Raw genomic sequence first — 16335 nt, 5'->3', positions numbered from 1 at the left:
TTTAATAACTTAATTTTATTCTCACTAAATTCCTATTCAACTACTGCTAATATATCTTCTTGTTTTAATATTGTATACTCTTCTCCATCTACCTTAACTTCTGTTCCTGCATATTTAGAGTATAAAACTTTATCTCCAATTTTAACTTCCATTTGTACTCTAGCTCCATCTACAACAGCTCCTGGGCCTACAGCTACAACCTCTGCTTCTTGTGGTCTTTCCTTAGCAGTACCTGTTAAGACTATTCCACTTTTAGTCTTTTCCTCTGCCTCTAATTTTTTAATTACAACTCTGTCACCAAGTGGTTTAATATTCATGAAAAACCCTCCTTAAAATGTATATATTATAATTTATTATTTTTTAGCTTCCTGTTAGCACTCATTACTGTCGAGTGCTGATACAATTATAATATCCTTTATACCCATATAATTCAAACATTACTTCTAATATTATATCCTCTTTTTAAGCAAATATTAGACTTTATTGAAAAATACATTCATTTTACTCATTTTTTCTTTAATTTTCTATTAATCTTTAAATAACAAAAAAGAGAATTTTGCCAAATATAAAATATAGCCTTTCAAAAACACTTTTTTAATATATTTGCAAAATCTCTTCCTTATTATAATTAATCTATTAAATTAGTTAGCAATATAAAAACAATGTATTTATCCATTAATTTTATAATATATATTGAATAAACTCTTTTTTAATTATTCAATATATATAATTATCTTTCTAAATTTATGTTTTTATACTCTTCTAGCGCTTTATTAGATAATACAGATTTCATTGATGATTGTGCATTATTTTTTGTAAACGGCATTTTAGCTTTCATTAGCGGTGCAATTTTAGCCGTTCCATTTATACAACCGCCTTCACACATCATACCCTCAATAAAATTTCCTTGTAATTTTTTAGCTTTAGCCATTGTCATAGTTTTCTTAATTTCTGCTCCACCTGAAACCTTAACTGGTTTGAATTCTATTTCAGCACCTTTATCTTGTATATAATTCTCTATAGCAGCAGTTAATCCACCACCCATACCAAATCCTCTACCAAATATCGAAGCATCATCTACCATTATATCTTCACAAGTTGCAGGATTAACTTCAAACGCTTCAAACAAAGCTAATAGCTCTTCAAATGTTAGTACATAGTCAATTGAATCTTTAATTGAATCTATTAGAATCTCACTTTTCTTAGCAGTGCATGGCCCTATAAACACTACCTTTGCACCATTATCTTTAGACTTTATATATCTTCCAGCAGCAACCATAGGTGAAACAGTTCCTGAAATTCTCTCAGCTTGATCTGGCATTATCTTTTGAATATAGCTTAAAAATCCTGGGCAGCATGAATTAGTCATGTATGGATCTCCATTTTCCATTCTTTCTATAAATTCATTACTTTCATGCACAGTAACAGCATCAGCTCCACAAGCAGCCTCTACCATATCTGTAAACCCTAATGACTTAATTGCATTTTTAACTTGTCCATAAGTTGTTTTTGGTCCAAATTCTCCAGTTATTGCTGGTGCAACTACAGCATAAATTTTTTCCTTACTAACTAGATTATTTATAACTTTAACTAATGAACTTTTATCTTCTATAGCTCCAAATGGACATGCTGCCATACAAGCTCCGCAATTAACACATTTATCTTCTGTAATTTCAGCACTTAAGTCTTTAGAATTAAAATTTAACGCTCCTGTTGGGCATGAACGCTTACAAGGTCTCATATCTTCAGCAATTGCATCGTAAGGACATGCTTTTTTACACATACCGCATTCTCTGCACTTACTTGGATCAATAAATGCTCGTCCATTAACATAACTAATTGCTCCAAAATTACATGTACTTTGACATTTATGTGCAATACAGTTTCTACAAGCATCTGTAACTTCAAATTTTTTTGTTGGGCACCTATCACATGCTGCTTTTATAACATATAATATTTGTTGTTGTTCTGATATATCTATTAAATCTTTTCCTTCTTTTCCATTTGGAAGATACCCAGCTGCAAGTTTTGCTCTTTCCAATACTACATCTCTTTCCTGAGTTACAGTATCTCTATATGTAGGCGATTCCCCAGATATCATATTATAAGGAATTTTTTCTATTTCTTCCTTAGTCACTTTATTTTCTTTTGCAAGTACTGCAACCCGTGTAAGAACTTCATGTTTAAGTTTTAAAAGTTGATTTTCAAATTTGAACATACACACACCCTCCTAATAAGCGCTTTCCTATTATAATCCAATTATACCATATTATTGTTAAAAATATAACAATTTTCCTATAATTTAAATCTTCTGAATTATTTTGCTTTTTATAATTAATTTGTTATAATTAAATTATAAAAGCTTGTGAAATTAAGAGGAGGATTTTATGGCACAAAACCATATCTGTGAATTGTGTAATAGAAATGTTTCTATTATAACTGAACATCACTTAATTCCCTTAGAAAAAGGCGGAAAACACTTTAAGATAGCATATCTTTGTACTACCTGTCATACACAAATACATGCTTTATTTACAAATCGTGAACTTGCATCACGTTACAATTCATTAAATAGTTTAAAGAATGATATTCGTATTATAAAGTTTCTTAAGTTTATAAAAGATATACCAGGTGATTCTTATATATCTATAAAAAAATCAAAACATGTGAGAAAAAGTAGCTAAAATATAATATATTATAATATAATAAAGAAAAACTAGTTCATTAAAGCATATTTAATAGACTAGTTTTTCTTTACTACTCTTCATCAATTTTGATTTTATTTTCTCTTGCATAGTAGAAAAGATATTGTTGTGCAAAACCAGATAACTTTCCAAACTTATTTCTAGCAAAAATCCTAATCTTGTTTAGTGATGCATCCTGTGCTCCATAAAAATGAATCATAGCACGTTTAACCCATACATCTACAGGAAATGCTGAATATTTTTCCATAGAAAACAACATAACACAGTCAGCAACTTTGGCTCCTACTCCCTTAAATTCCTGAAGTGCTTTATGGCAATCATCGTCATTCAAGCTTTTTATATAATCTAAATCATATTTTTTAAGTTCTTCTCTTTTTTGTAAACTTTCTTGATTCATCGCTTGTTTGCTACTATATACATTAGCAATTGTATCTATAATATATTTACTTCTAAAAGAAGCACCTGTTTCTTGTATCTCTTCTAATGTTGCATTCTTTATCTGTTCTATTGTAGGAAATGCATAATATGTTTTACCCTTATATAAAATTTCAGTTCCCCATTTTGTTGAAATTTTATTTATAGTTTTCATTATTGATGGAATACTATTTCTAGCTGAAATTATAAAGCTAATTAATATCTCAAATGGATCTTGATTTAATATTCTGATCCCAGTTCCAAATTCTATGCTTTTTCTAAGCAAATCATCTTTAGAAAGTTCATTTTTTATATAAGAATAATCTCTGTGCAAATCAAAATACTTTATCCATATATCCCGTACGTCACTTTCATTGGAATTATATATAAGTATGTTTTCACCATCTTCAATAAGTTCTATCACTCTTTCAAATGCAACAACAATATAATTTGTATCGCTTATTTTTTCAAATCTAAAACATTGACCACATTCAAAGATCTGCTTTAACTTAAAATTTTTAATACTTTCTATTAATATGTACTCATTACACTCTCTTATAGATTTATAATCCATACTGCAACTCCTTTTCATTTTACAATGTATATTCATCAAATAATTCATAATATCAAATACTTATGTATTATCCCCTATTTTCCAAAATATAATTATATATATTTGGCTTTCATTATATCCTTACGGAAAATAATTCTTTCCTAATATATTATATCACTATATTTTTCCTATTCAAGAATCTCTTATATTTATTTTTTGGTTAATAGAAAATATTTTTATTAAACTGCAGAATTAATTGGTACATAACAAAAAAGGTTCAGCAATAATATACTGAACCTATATAATAGTTTTATTTTGAAGAATGCACTTTATTAAAAATCAACTTCTGTACCATAATATACGCATTCAAAAATCTTTTTCATTTCATCTTTATTTAATTGTCTTGGATTTGATCCAGTACAAGCATCTCCAATAGCTCTTTCTGAAATCAAATCAACCTTATTCTTAAATTCTTGTTCATGAATACCATATTCTTTTAATGTTGTTGGTATTTGCATCTTCTTATTTAATTCTTTAACTAAGTTTATTAATGAATCAACTAATTCCTCATTTGTATTTCCTGCTAATGAAATTTGTTTTGCTATTTTAGCATATCTTTCTAATGAAGTTTTTGAATTAAACTTAATTACATATGGTAAATAGATTGCATTCGCACATCCATGAGGGATATGGAATACAGCCCCTGTTTTATGCGCCATACTATGACATATTCCTAATAGTGCATTAGAGAAAGCCATTCCAGCTAAACATTGAGCATAATGCATTTGTTCTCTAGCTTCTTTATCGCCTTCATATGATTTAAATAAATGTTCATTAATCATTTCAATCGCTTGCATAGCTAGTGGATCAGTAAATGGTGAATGTAATGTTGCTACATAAGCTTCAATTGCATGAGTTAATGCATCCATTCCTGTATGGGCAGTTAACTTAGGTGGCATTGTTTCAGCTAATTCTGAATCTACTACAGCTACATCTGGAGTTATATTAAAATCAGCTAAAGGATATTTTATTTCAGTCTTATAATCTGTAATTACAGAAAATGCTGTTACTTCTGTTGCTGTACCACTTGTTGATGGAATCGCTAGGAACTTAGCCTTATTTCTTAATTCTGGTACTGTAAACGGATCTTTAATGTCATCAAAAGTTTTTTCTGGGTGTTCATAAAAAATCCACATTGCTTTTGCAGCATCAATTGGTGATCCACCACCCATAGCTATAATCCAATCTGGTTCAAATTGTCTCATTAACTCAGCGCCCTTGAACACTGTTTCAACTGATGGGTCTGGTTCAACTCCTTCTATTAATTTTACTTCTATTCCAGCTTCCTTTAAGTATCCTAACACCTTATCGACAAATCCAAATCTTTTCATCGAACCGCCACCAAGTACTAGCATTGCCTTTTTACCTTTAAGATTTTTTAGTTGTTCTAGTGATCCTTTTCCATAATAAATATCTCTTGGTAATGTAAATCTCATCATAAATCTATACCTCCTAAAAATATACTTTTCTTCATATATTATATATTTCTACAAATAACTTTATTTTCCTTCTTATTTTTGTAAATAAAACTACATTTTAATATTTTTAGATTTTATACCTTACTTAATAGACAAAAAACTCTCAAAGTTATCAAACCTTGAGAGTCCCAGTAATTCATATTTAAACTTAGACACACTCAATAAAATAATAAATTATTATATTTGTCTATTTTATCCAATACTTCGCTAACAATTTCACCTAATAGAACTTCTACTATTAGTGAAATCATTCTCTTACACTGATAAAATATGTCTAATATCTTTTGTTTATTATTTTCTCACATGTACCTTAAGCAATCATATAATTATTTTGAATAATCATAGAATCCTTTTCCTGATTTTCTTCCAAGCCATCCAGCTCTAACATATTTTCTTAAAATGCTGCTAGCTCTGTACTTGCTGTCTCCTGTTTCATTAAATAAAACATCCATGATAGCTAGACAAACATCTAATCCAATAAGATCTCCTAAAGCTAAAGGTCCCATTGGGTGATTAGCACCATATTTCATAGCTGCATCGATATCTTCAACTGAAGCAATTCCTTCTTGATAAATGAATGTAGCTTCATTAATCATTGGGATTAAGATTCTGTTTACAACAAATCCTGGAGCTTCTGCAACTTCTACTGGTTCTTTTCCGATTGCTACTGACAATTGTTTAACAGCATCAAAAGTTTCTTGTGAAGTAGCTATTCCCCTTATAATTTCAACAAGCTTCATTACTGGAGCTGGGTTAAAGAAATGCATTCCGATAACTTTATCAGGTCTCTTTGTTGCTGAAGCAACTTCTGTTATTGATAATGATGAAGTGTTTGAAGCTAAAATAGTTGATTCTTTACAAATGCCATCTAATTCAGCAAAAATTTCTTTTTTAATTTTCATATTTTCAATTGCAGCTTCAACTACTAAATCGCAATCAGCAGCTAATTTCATATCAGTTGTTCCTGAAATTCTAGAAAGTATTGCTTCCTTATCTTCTTCAGTCATTTTTCCCTTAGCAACTTGCTTAGTTAATCCTTTGTTGATTCCAGCAATTCCTCTTTCAACAAATTCATCTTTAATATCTCTTACGATTACTTCATAACCTTTTTGTGCGAATGCTTGAACAATACCAGCACCCATAGTTCCTGCTCCAAGTACAAAAATCTTTTCCATAGATAAATCCTCCTCAAAATCATTTCTTTATAGATATCCTTAGTTAAAATAGCATTACTTTAACTAAGGATTAAACAATCAACTTGTTAAAAAATTATTAATCTTGTTAATTAATTATTTATATTGTTATATTATTAACTTTTTCTTTTCAAATAGAAAATAATATATTATTAAAACTGAAATTATTCAGCACTTATTATTTCTTTAGCTTGAGCAATTAATTCAGGTAAAACATTCTTAACGTCTCCAACTATACCATAGTCTGCAACTTTCATTATTGGTGCAGTTTCATCTTTATTTATAGCTATGATCATATCAGAATCTTGCATACCAGCAACGTGTTGGATAGCTCCTGAAATACCACAAGCTATATATATTGATGGTTTAACAGTTTTACCAGTTTGACCAACTTGGTAAGCATTTTCTATCCATCCTTTTTCAACAGCAGCTCTTGAACCTGCAACAGTTCCACCTAAAACTTTTGCTAATTCTCCTAGTAATTCGAAGTTTTCTTTAGAACCTACTCCTCTACCACCAGCTACTATAATCTTAGCTTCTGAGATATCTACGATATCCTTTTTGCTCTTAATGATTTCTAAAACTTTAGTTCTAAGATCATTATTAGTTAACTTAACTTCAACTTTTTCTACTTTACAGTTAGCTCCATCAGTGTTAACTTTTTCGAAAACTCCTGGTCTTACTGTAGCCATTTGTGGTCTGTGTTCTGGACAAGCGATTGTTGCCATTAAGTTACCACCAAATGCTGGTCTTGTAGCTAATAAATCACCATTTTCAACTTCAACATCGATTGATGTACAGTCAGCTGTAAGTCCAGTATTTAATCTAGCTGCAACTCTAGGACCTAAATCTCTACCTATGAAAGTAGCTCCAACAAATAATATTCCTGGCTTTCTTTCATTTGCTAAATCACAAATAACTTTTGTATATGCATCAGTAGTATAGTGTTGTAAGTCTTTATTATCTGCAACCAAAACTTCATCTGCACCATGTTCTGCTAATGTCTTTGATAATCCTTCTACATTGCTTCCTAGTAATAAAGCTGTTAACTTTACTCCTAATTTATCAGCAACTCTTCTACCTTCTCCAAGTAGTTCTAAAGATACTTTTTGTAATTCGCCTTCTCTTTGTTCAGCAAAGACCCAAACGCCTTTGTAATCTGCTATATTCATAATAAATTACCCTCCTATTATCTTAGATGTAGTGTTTTTCTTTTAATTTTCCGAAAACATAACTAACTGATTCTTTAGCTGATTCTTTTACAAGTTCTCCTGCGCCCTTAACTTCTTTAGTCATTGACTTCTTAACCTTTGTAGGTGAACCTTTAAGTCCTAATTCAGCTTTATCTACATCTATATCATCTGCAGTCATAACCTTGATTTGATCATCGTTAGTTGTGAATATATTCCCAACATTCATGTATCTTGGTTTGTTTAATTCTTCGATTGCAGTTAATAGACATGGAGTTTTAACTTCTACAACTTGATGTCCATCTTCTAATGCTCTATTTACTATTAATGAACTTCCTTCTACTTTAACATCTTGAACATAAGTTACTTGAGGAATATTTAAATGTTCAGCTATTTCTGGTCCTACTTGTGCAGTATCTCCATCGATTGCTTGTCTTCCTGCAAATACTATATCATAATCTAATGTTTTTATTACTCCAGCTAATGCCTTTGAAGTAGCTAAAGTATCTGCTCCTCCAAGTGCTCTATCTGTTAAAAGGATAGCTTCATCAGCTCCCATACAAAGTGCTTCTCTTAAAGTCGCTTTAGCCATTGGAAGACCCATGCTAATAACTGTAACTTTTGCACCCATAGTCTCTTTTAATTGTAATGCTCCTTCTAATGCATGCTTATCCTCTGGATTCATAATTGATGGAACACCATCTCTAATTAATGTACCAGTCTTAGGATCTATTTTTACTGCTGTAGTATCTGGAACCTGTTTTACACAAACTACTATATTCATTATAAAATCCTCCCTATCTTAAAATGCTTCCTGCGATAACCATCTTTTGAACTTCTGAAGTTCCTTCATAGATTTCAGTTATCTTAGCATCTCTCATCATTCTTTCTACTGGGTATTCCTTAGTGTAACCATATCCACCAAAGATTTGTACTGCCTTAGTTGTAACTTCCATTGCAACGTCTGCTGCAAACAACTTAGCTCTAGCCGCATCAACTGAATAAGGTTGACCTGCTTGTTTCTTACATGCTGCTTTATATACTAAATGCTTAGCAGCTTCTATCTTAACGTCCATTTCAGCAATATACCATTGTAATCCTTGGAATGCTGAAAGTGGTTTTCCGAATTGTTTTCTTTCTTTCATATAGTTAACTGCTTCTTCAAAAGCTCCTTCTGCAATACCTAAAGCTTGAGCAGCTATACCAATTCTTCCTCCATCAAGAGTCTTCATTGCTATACCAAATCCTTTACCTTCTTTACCAAGTAAGTTTTCTTTTGGCACTATACAGTTTTCCATAACTAATTCAGTAGTTGAAGATGCTCTGATACCCATCTTGTTTTCTAATTTTCCTACTGAGAATCCTGGGAATGATTTTTCTACTACAAATGCAGAAATACCTCTAGTTCCTTGGCTCTTATCAGTCATAGCAAAAATTATGAAAGTTTCAGCAACTCCACCATTTGTTATGAATATTTTTGAACCATTTAATACATAATGATCTCCTTCTAATGTTGCTGTTGTTTGTTGTCCAGCAGCATCTGTACCAGCACCTGGTTCAGTTAAACCAAAAGCACCAATTTTCTTCCCGCTACAAAGATCTGCTAAATATTTTTCTTTTTGAGCTGGAGTACCATGTTCATTAATTACTGATGCACATAATGATGTATGTGCTGAAAGTATAACACCTGTAGTACCACACACTTTTGATAATTCTTCTACAGCTATTATATAAGAAAGAACATCTCCGCCAGCTCCTCCTACTTCTTTAGAAAATGGAATACCCATCATTCCTAATTCAGCCATTTTTTTAACATTTTCCATTGGAAATTGTTCTGTTTCGTCGATTTCAGCAGCTATTGGTTTAACTTCATTTACTGCAAATTCTCTAACCATTTGTTGTACTAATTCTTGTTCTCTAGTTAACTTAAAATTCATTAAATTACCCTCCTTGTTAATTAAACCTATTGATAAACAAAACTATATAAATCCCTAATAGATTTTTAAACTTAATTTAAATTATTTATTTTGGAAATTCTTTTCTGTTCTTCTTTCTAAGAATGCAGTCATTCCTTCAGTTTGATCTTCTGTTGCAAAACACTTACCAAAGTCTTCTGCTTCTATTAAAATTGCTGCATCTATATCAACTTGCATACCTCTGTTGATAGCATCCTTACAATACTTAACTGCCTTTGGAGCATTAGCCATAATCTTATTAGCCATTGCTTTTGCTTCATCCATTAAGTTTTCTAATGGAACTATCTTATTTACTAAACCTATTCTATAAGCTTCTTCAGCTTTAATAATATCGCAAGTATAAATCATTTCCTTAGCTTTACCAAGACCAACTATTCTAGCTAATCTTTGAGTTCCACCAAATCCAGGAGTTATTCCAAGACCAGCTTCTGGTTGACCAAACTTAGCCTTTTCTGAAGCTATTCTTATATCACATGACATAGCAAGTTCACATCCACCACCAAGAGCGAATCCTGATATAGCTGCTATAACTGGCTTATCCAATTTTTCTAATCTTCTGAATACATTATTTCCTAATATTCCGAATTCTTTACCTTGTTGTTCATTAAGATCTTTCATTTCTGAAATATCTGCTCCTGCAACAAAAGATTTTTCTCCAGCACCTGTTAAGATAACAGAATATACATTGCTGTCTTTTTCTAGATCTTCTATAACAGTATCTAAATCTTTTAATGTTTCTGAATTTAATGCATTTAAAGCCTTTGGTCTATTGATTGTAACAATAGCTAAATGTCCTTCTTTTTCAAGAATCACATTTTTTAATTCCATATTAAGATCCTCCCTTAAACTTGCTTATTTATTTTTTTAATTTTCTTACTATTTCAAACATTTTTTAATTCATTTGTTAATATTATAACAAATGAATCTAAAAATAATGAAGCATCTTGCTTCAATTAAAATTATAATACTTACTTTAATTATTTGCAATAAAATATTGTGCATTATTATAATATTTTACCTAAATTTTATACTAATTTAAGTAATTCATTTAATTTTAAACATTTAAAAAGCAATCTTAAATCATTTTATTTCTTATTCGTAACAATAAAGCATATTGCTATAACAGAACATATTTATCTATATCTTTAAAAGAGATAATAATAACTAAATTATCTTATCTTAAATCTTTTTCATAAATATTATTTAAAATAGGTGATAATATATTATTTAAAATAATATATTATCACCTATTTATATGCAAATATAATATATGCATAATCTAATCTGTATATGCATACCACAATACGTTAAATTTTAACAGTATTTTTAAAATTATTGTTAAAATATTCTCTAAGAATCACTTTCATTTAATAAATAAATTAAAGTCAATAAGCTTTCACTTAAATGTACATTTTCCACTTTAACATTTTGTGGAACTATTAAATCAACAGGAGCAAAGTTCCAAATTGCTCTTACTCCACCCTTAATTAATTCATCTGCAACATTTTGGGCATTCTTTCTAGGTACACAAATTATGCCTATATCAATCTTTTGTGATTGTAAAGTTGCTTCCATTTCATCGATATCTTTTATCTCTACATCTCTAATTTTCATACCAATCAACTTAGGATTTGCATCAAATATACATGTTATTTTAAAACCTAAATTTTCAAATCTAGAGTAATTTGAAACTGCTTGACCTATGTTTCCTGCTCCTACTAAAGCTGCTTCATAACCTCTATCTAGCCCTAATATTGTACTAATTTGGCTATACAGTTCTTTTACATTGTATCCATATCCTTGTTGACCAAAATCACCAAAGCAATTTAAATCTTGACGAATTTGAGATGCAGTGAATCCTATTTTCTCACCTAATTCCTTAGATGAAATCCTATCTACATCATTGCTCATAAGTTCACCAAGATATCTGTAATATTTCGGCAATCTTTTAATAACTGCCATAGATATATTTTTGTTTTTCTCCATTCTACTTCTCCTTATTACAATTAGTATTTTTTTTAACAATCTCATAATTATTATATAAATTTATTTCTGTATGATTCTCAAATTTCAATAATTTTATTTTAGCATAAAATTTATAAATTATTAAATTAATAAATATTTACTTTATTGGTCCCCATTAGTTTAATTTCTAATGCAAAATAAAATCTTATAAATATAAATTTTGTTTAGAAACAATATAAATTAACCTTAAATTGTTATACATTATGATTCTATCATATTTTTATGTACGTATGTCAAACTTATTCAAATTATTTAGCGAATAAACCTAAATGTTCGACTAAAATTTCAAGTCCTATGAATATTAAAATTGCTCCACCAACAATGCTAGACTTATTTGTTAATTTATTTCCCAATACTTTACCAATATATACAGCTATTATACTTAAAATAAATGTAACTACTCCTATTATTGTAATAGACTTTATTATATTTATTCCTAAAAACGCAAAAGTAACTCCAACTGCTAATGCATCAATACTTGTAGCTATAGCTAAAAGTAAAAACTTTTTATTAGAATGTACATCTTCAAATTCATTATCCTCTTCTCCTTTTAGACCGTCAAATATCATTTTTCCACCAATTACCGTAAGTAAAACAAAAGCAATCCAATGATCTACACTTTGTATATATTTAGTAAATTTAACTCCTAATATCCATCCTATTAGTGGCATTAATGCTTGAAATCCTCCAAAGTACATACCAGCTTTTAAAGCTATCTTACTTCTATCATCTTTGGATATTTTAAATCCTGTAGTTAAAGATACTGCAAAAGCATCCATAGATAACCCAATAGCTGTTAATATAAGTGATAAAACAGACATCCTTCTCATCCTCATTTCATTCTTTTATATAATCTAAATTTGTATTATTTTAAACATATTTTTTTAGTATACTTATTGTTTTTTTTGATGTCAACTTCTTTTAAAGTATTCGTAATTTTAGAATAAATATTCTCTGTCCAATTATTATCTACTATTCATTTATCTTACATTTAACTGATTATTTTATATAATTAACGCATATACTATAAAATATACTTAATATCTAACTAAGAAAAGGTACCCCCAATTCTGAAAACTTAAACAATTCCTTTCAATAAATTATTACTTACTCGTAAATTACTAATTATTGAAACATAAAAAAACTCGCCTTGAACTAAAAGACGAGTTTTCTGTATTAAGGCATAATCAAAAAATAACAAGTCAATATGCCTAATAAAAATCAAATTGCTCTATTCACTTTATTTTCATTAGAAAATACATTATCTAAAATCATATTTAACACACTATCGCAAATATAATACGAAAAAGTTAAATCATTTTTATAATCAAGCATTCCATCATACTGTTTTTGTAACTGAATTATAAATTCTTTTATATTCTGTGGCTTAACATTTGTATTTATAATACCAATCGGCTTGAATTTCTTAGTTAACTTTGCTAGCCTTTGTTCATACATCATGTGATGCTTCACTGCACTAGTACTCTTGAACTCCCATCTATAATAATGTGGTGCACAAAAATAATCACATAAGAAGTGACAAATCACACCAAGTTCCTCACTAAATCTTCCAATAGTAATTTTGTAATAAACGTCTTCTAATGTCAATGATGATAAATATATTATTTTATCAACTACCATATCTATACTTTCATTAAAATAATGTTTCATAAAAGTATATTTAGGAACACAATCTGGTTTTATATTTCCCCATATAAATCTCTTATTGTTAATTAAATAAATACTCTTTGTATTAGCATATTTTATAATATTCTCACCCATAATTCTGTGAGTATTCATCATCAAAGCGTGACCACATCCTCTACACTTATTTTTCTAAACTCTCATATAAAACAATACTCTTAATTTTAAATATTATTTTTTATGCTCTGCTCTAATAATAATACTGCACGCTCATTTTTACAACACACTTATCTTGTATTTAATAATAATTTAAAAATTTTAATTAACCTTTAATATATTATCAAATAACAATTTTCCATTAATAATATTAAGTTCCACTTCATCTGATATTTATACACAAACAAAAAGATATGAGATTAATTATTAAAAATTAATTTCATATCAATCATCAATTTTTTAAATAACAAAATATCAATATACCTTAATAGTTATATTGATATTTTCGTTATATCATAAAAACTTACTATATTCATTTTCTTCACTAAGCTTATTTAATAAATGCTTAATTTCTTGATCTTTATTTTTATCCATTACGAGTATTACGTCGCCAGCATCAACCACTACTAGATCCTTTATCCCAAATCCAATTATTAAATTCTTATTTCCAAATATTGAGCAATTCTCACATTCATCAATATAAACATTTTTTGATATATTATTATTATTTGAATAATTGCCAAGCAATCTACTTAATGCTCCAAAACTACCCATATCATCCCAGCTAAAATCACATTTTATAACATATGCTTTTCTAGTCTTTTGCATAACTCCAAAATCAATAGATATTCCATCTATAAGTTCATATTGTTCCTTTATGACTTCTTCTTCATTTTCTTCACCTAAGCTTTTATATATCTCCATTAATGGTTTGTATAATTTAGGAAGATATTTTTCTATTTCTCTTAAAATAACATCCGCTCTAAATATAAACATTCCAGAATTCCATAAATACGTTCCCTTTAATATAAAATCTTTCGCAACCTCTAAGTTAGGTTTTTCGGTAAAACGAGCTACTCGATAAGTTGGTATATTGCCACTAGATCTTTCACCCATTTCAATATAACCATATCCAGTTTCAGGTCTTGTGGGTTCAATTCCTAAAGTAACAATACACCTTCTTCTATTTGCTATCTCAATTCCTTGAGATAAGGTGTCTATATAATTTTTCTCACCTTGAATATAATGATCTGATGGTAATACAACCATAACTGCATTAGCATCTTGTTTTAATAGCTTTATTGCAGATAATCCTATACAAGTAGCAGTTTCTTTATTAGCAGGTTCTACAAAAACTTTATCGTCTTTAATTCCCTGTAGTTCTTCTTTAATTTTATCTCTATAGTCCATATTAGTCACAACATAAATATTATTTTTATCTATTAGTGGTGTTATCCTCTCAACTGTATTCACCAAAAAGCTTTTATCGTTAATTATCTTTAAAAATTGTTTTGGTTGATCGGCTCTTGATAGAGGATATAGCCTACTGCCTTTACCTCCAGCTAAAATAAGCCCGTATATCACGTATTTTCAACTCCATGTAATGATTTAATTCATTATATGTTGAAATATCTTTATTGGTGAAAAATCAATTTAATCATATAAAAGGAAATAATAAATCAAGAATATAAAACAAAAATCATACTATTCTATTATTTCCTTGTTCTATCCTCAACTATTAAATAAATCAATATGTATAAATATATTTTAATTAAGCCATTGGAATAACATTACCATTTCTTCCGCAACATTTCTTATACTTCTTTCCACTTCCACATATGCATAAATCATTTCTGCCTATAGGCTTATTCTGTTTTGAACTTATCTCACTTGCTTTCATATCATTAATTGAAGCACCTTTGTATTTCCAAAGTCCAAGTTTATTTACAAATTTAGTCATCATGCCAGCTGCTACAAATCTAACTTGTTCATTTTCTATATTTATTAATTCTAGCATTTGATCAACAGCTTTCTTTGGTTCATTATCTTGAATATCCAAAGCTAAATCTTCCATCATCGCTATTGTCATGTCTTTATCTACACTAAACATACTAGTAAATTCTTTATAAAATGATTTTCCTGCCTTGGTGTTGTACACCCAATTTTCTTCCGACATATTTAATAATTCTTCTTTTGATATATGTACATATTCCAAATCTTTGTTTGCATTTATTTCATCAACAAACCCTTCATAATCTTCTATTTGATTATTTACAAACAATTTTCCTTCTTCTCTGTACTCATTATAATAATATGCTGCTTCTCTAAGTAAATCTTCTAATTGTAATTTTTCTATATTTTGATATCTAGCTAATATTTTTTTACTAGCCTCAATTTCTAAAATACCATATGCTTGATTCATTCCTCTATAAATGTTTATTATTTCACCATTATTTTTTAATAGACGTCTATATTCAATATTATTCTTCTCTTTAACTAAATCTTGAACTAATTTAGGCATTAAAAATAACGATTCTTCATCTTTTACTGTTGGAAAAAGAAATCCTTGTTGAATAAAATATGCACTCTTATTTGCCTCTTCTTCGTCAATATCATCAAAGTTTTTTATACCTTCATTATCAACATAACTCTTTAAAATTTTATATCTTTCCTCTTCAAATAAATAAAGTCTTTGTTCTATTAAAGCTTTATATTCTGAATTTAATTTTTCTATTAATTTTCCTTTAGCTAAATTGGAAATTTTATTAGCACCAAGATTTCTAGCTATATTATATATTTCATCTTTAGATAAACAATTTAATAATTCATTTATATCAAAAGAATATACTCTTTTGCTTAACTTTTTCTCCATCTTCTCTGCAAACTTATCCATACCATCTTGTATATCATTACACTTTTCACACAGCCAAATATTATTATCTGTATTAAAACAAATTGCATCCTCGCCACAAATTCCACATTGATGCGTTTCTTTCTTATCAAATTCAATCACTTTCGATGTTAATTCTTTATCCTGCTCTTTCAATGCTACATGTCTCCTTTTTCATTTAAAATACACTTACAAATAAAAAGCCCTGGA

General features: G+C 28.9%; 15 protein-coding genes. 1 reads left to right on the top strand and 14 read right to left on the bottom strand.

The features are described 5' to 3' along the window. Window positions 1–32: 32 nt before the first annotated feature. Together groES and CLSA_RS01775 are read right to left on the bottom strand one after the other, a co-directional pair. Window positions 33–317, bottom strand: coding sequence for a co-chaperone GroES (gene groES / locus CLSA_RS01780; protein WP_022743704.1), 285 nt, complete (start codon window positions 315–317; stop codon window positions 33–35). Between the two features lie 413 nt (window positions 318–730). Then, window positions 731–2218, bottom strand: coding sequence for a 4Fe-4S dicluster domain-containing protein (locus CLSA_RS01775; protein WP_022743703.1), 1488 nt, complete (start codon window positions 2216–2218; stop codon window positions 731–733). A 169-nt stretch (window positions 2219–2387) separates the two neighbouring features. On the opposite strand from CLSA_RS01775, the gene CLSA_RS01770 reads away from it, so the two are divergent. Next, window positions 2388–2684: an HNH endonuclease gene (locus CLSA_RS01770; RefSeq protein WP_022743702.1), complete on the top strand. Its 297-nt coding sequence runs from the start codon at window positions 2388–2390 to the stop codon at window positions 2682–2684. A gap of 73 nt (window positions 2685–2757) precedes the next feature. Here the strand turns inward: CLSA_RS01770 and CLSA_RS01765 are convergent, their stop codons facing one another. The 12 genes from CLSA_RS01765 to CLSA_RS01710 form a co-directional block, all read right to left on the bottom strand. Next, window positions 2758–3693 carry a DNA-3-methyladenine glycosylase family protein gene (locus CLSA_RS01765; RefSeq protein WP_022743701.1) on the bottom strand — a complete coding sequence of 312 codons (936 nt, stop codon included), beginning with the start codon at window positions 3691–3693 and terminating at the stop codon, window positions 2758–2760. A 311-nt stretch (window positions 3694–4004) separates the two neighbouring features. Continuing rightward, the gene (locus CLSA_RS01760) at window positions 4005–5171 is read right to left on the bottom strand and encodes an NADPH-dependent butanol dehydrogenase (protein WP_022743700.1); all 1167 of its coding nucleotides are present in this window, start codon (window positions 5169–5171) and stop codon (window positions 4005–4007) included. Window positions 5172–5536: 365 nt separating this feature from the next. Further along, window positions 5537–6385 (bottom strand): 3-hydroxybutyryl-CoA dehydrogenase, encoded by an 849-nt coding sequence (locus tag CLSA_RS01755; protein ID WP_022743699.1) that lies wholly within the window; start codon window positions 6383–6385, stop codon window positions 5537–5539. A 182-nt stretch (window positions 6386–6567) separates the two neighbouring features. After that, entirely contained in the window at window positions 6568–7575 is a 1008-nt protein-coding gene (locus CLSA_RS01750) for an electron transfer flavoprotein subunit alpha/FixB family protein (RefSeq protein ID WP_022743698.1), read from the bottom strand. Between the two features lie 22 nt (window positions 7576–7597). Then, window positions 7598–8377: an electron transfer flavoprotein subunit beta/FixA family protein gene (locus CLSA_RS01745; protein WP_022743697.1), complete on the bottom strand. Its 780-nt coding sequence runs from the start codon at window positions 8375–8377 to the stop codon at window positions 7598–7600. 13 nt (window positions 8378–8390) lie between these two features. Next, on the bottom strand, window positions 8391–9530 hold the full coding sequence (locus CLSA_RS01740) for an acyl-CoA dehydrogenase (protein ID WP_022743696.1): 1140 nt from the start codon (window positions 9528–9530) through the stop codon (window positions 8391–8393). 81 nt (window positions 9531–9611) lie between these two features. Beyond that, entirely contained in the window at window positions 9612–10397 is a 786-nt protein-coding gene (locus CLSA_RS01735) for a short-chain-enoyl-CoA hydratase (RefSeq protein WP_022743695.1), read from the bottom strand. A gap of 522 nt (window positions 10398–10919) precedes the next feature. Next, complete coding sequence (locus CLSA_RS01730) at window positions 10920–11555, bottom strand: redox-sensing transcriptional repressor Rex (RefSeq protein WP_022743694.1); 636 nt, start codon at window positions 11553–11555, stop codon at window positions 10920–10922. A 287-nt stretch (window positions 11556–11842) separates the two neighbouring features. After that, a complete protein-coding gene (locus CLSA_RS01725) occupies window positions 11843–12415 on the bottom strand; it encodes a manganese efflux pump MntP (protein WP_022743693.1) in 573 nt (190 codons plus the stop codon). A 400-nt stretch (window positions 12416–12815) separates the two neighbouring features. Next, the gene (locus tag CLSA_RS01720) at window positions 12816–13397 is read right to left on the bottom strand and encodes a zinc dependent phospholipase C family protein (protein ID WP_022743692.1); all 582 of its coding nucleotides are present in this window, start codon (window positions 13395–13397) and stop codon (window positions 12816–12818) included. 351 nt (window positions 13398–13748) lie between these two features. Beyond that, window positions 13749–14819: a mannose-1-phosphate guanylyltransferase gene (locus CLSA_RS01715; RefSeq protein ID WP_022743691.1), complete on the bottom strand. Its 1071-nt coding sequence runs from the start codon at window positions 14817–14819 to the stop codon at window positions 13749–13751. Between the two features lie 187 nt (window positions 14820–15006). Continuing rightward, window positions 15007–16281: a YecA family protein gene (locus CLSA_RS01710; RefSeq protein ID WP_022743690.1), complete on the bottom strand. Its 1275-nt coding sequence runs from the start codon at window positions 16279–16281 to the stop codon at window positions 15007–15009. Window positions 16282–16335: the final 54 nt, after the last annotated feature.

Source organism: Clostridium saccharobutylicum DSM 13864 (genome assembly GCF_000473995.1).
Lineage (GTDB): Bacteria > Bacillota > Clostridia > Clostridiales > Clostridiaceae > Clostridium > Clostridium saccharobutylicum.
The sequence above is the reverse complement of the archived record's forward strand: the minus strand, read 5'-3'. Positions and strand labels throughout refer to the sequence as shown.

Coding starts and splice junctions, on each gene's coding strand:
- CLSA_RS01770 (WP_022743702.1), top strand. CDS start 2,388: ATGGCACAAAACCATATCTGTGAATTGTGTAATAGAAATGTTTCTATT.
- CLSA_RS01750 (WP_022743698.1), bottom strand. CDS start 7,575: ATGAATATAGCAGATTACAAAGGCGTTTGGGTCTTTGCTGAACAAAGA.
- CLSA_RS01720 (WP_022743692.1), bottom strand. CDS start 13,397: ATGATGAATACTCACAGAATTATGGGTGAGAATATTATAAAATATGCT.
- CLSA_RS01760 (WP_022743700.1), bottom strand. CDS start 5,171: ATGATGAGATTTACATTACCAAGAGATATTTATTATGGAAAAGGATCA.
- CLSA_RS01765 (WP_022743701.1), bottom strand. CDS start 3,693: ATGGATTATAAATCTATAAGAGAGTGTAATGAGTACATATTAATAGAA.
- CLSA_RS01730 (WP_022743694.1), bottom strand. CDS start 11,555: ATGGAGAAAAACAAAAATATATCTATGGCAGTTATTAAAAGATTGCCG.
- CLSA_RS01775 (WP_022743703.1), bottom strand. CDS start 2,218: ATGTTCAAATTTGAAAATCAACTTTTAAAACTTAAACATGAAGTTCTT.
- CLSA_RS01735 (WP_022743695.1), bottom strand. CDS start 10,397: ATGGAATTAAAAAATGTGATTCTTGAAAAAGAAGGACATTTAGCTATT.
- CLSA_RS01755 (WP_022743699.1), bottom strand. CDS start 6,385: ATGGAAAAGATTTTTGTACTTGGAGCAGGAACTATGGGTGCTGGTATT.
- CLSA_RS01725 (WP_022743693.1), bottom strand. CDS start 12,415: ATGTCTGTTTTATCACTTATATTAACAGCTATTGGGTTATCTATGGAT.
- CLSA_RS01740 (WP_022743696.1), bottom strand. CDS start 9,530: ATGAATTTTAAGTTAACTAGAGAACAAGAATTAGTACAACAAATGGTT.
- CLSA_RS01745 (WP_022743697.1), bottom strand. CDS start 8,377: ATGAATATAGTAGTTTGTGTAAAACAGGTTCCAGATACTACAGCAGTA.
- groES (WP_022743704.1), bottom strand. CDS start 317: ATGAATATTAAACCACTTGGTGACAGAGTTGTAATTAAAAAATTAGAG.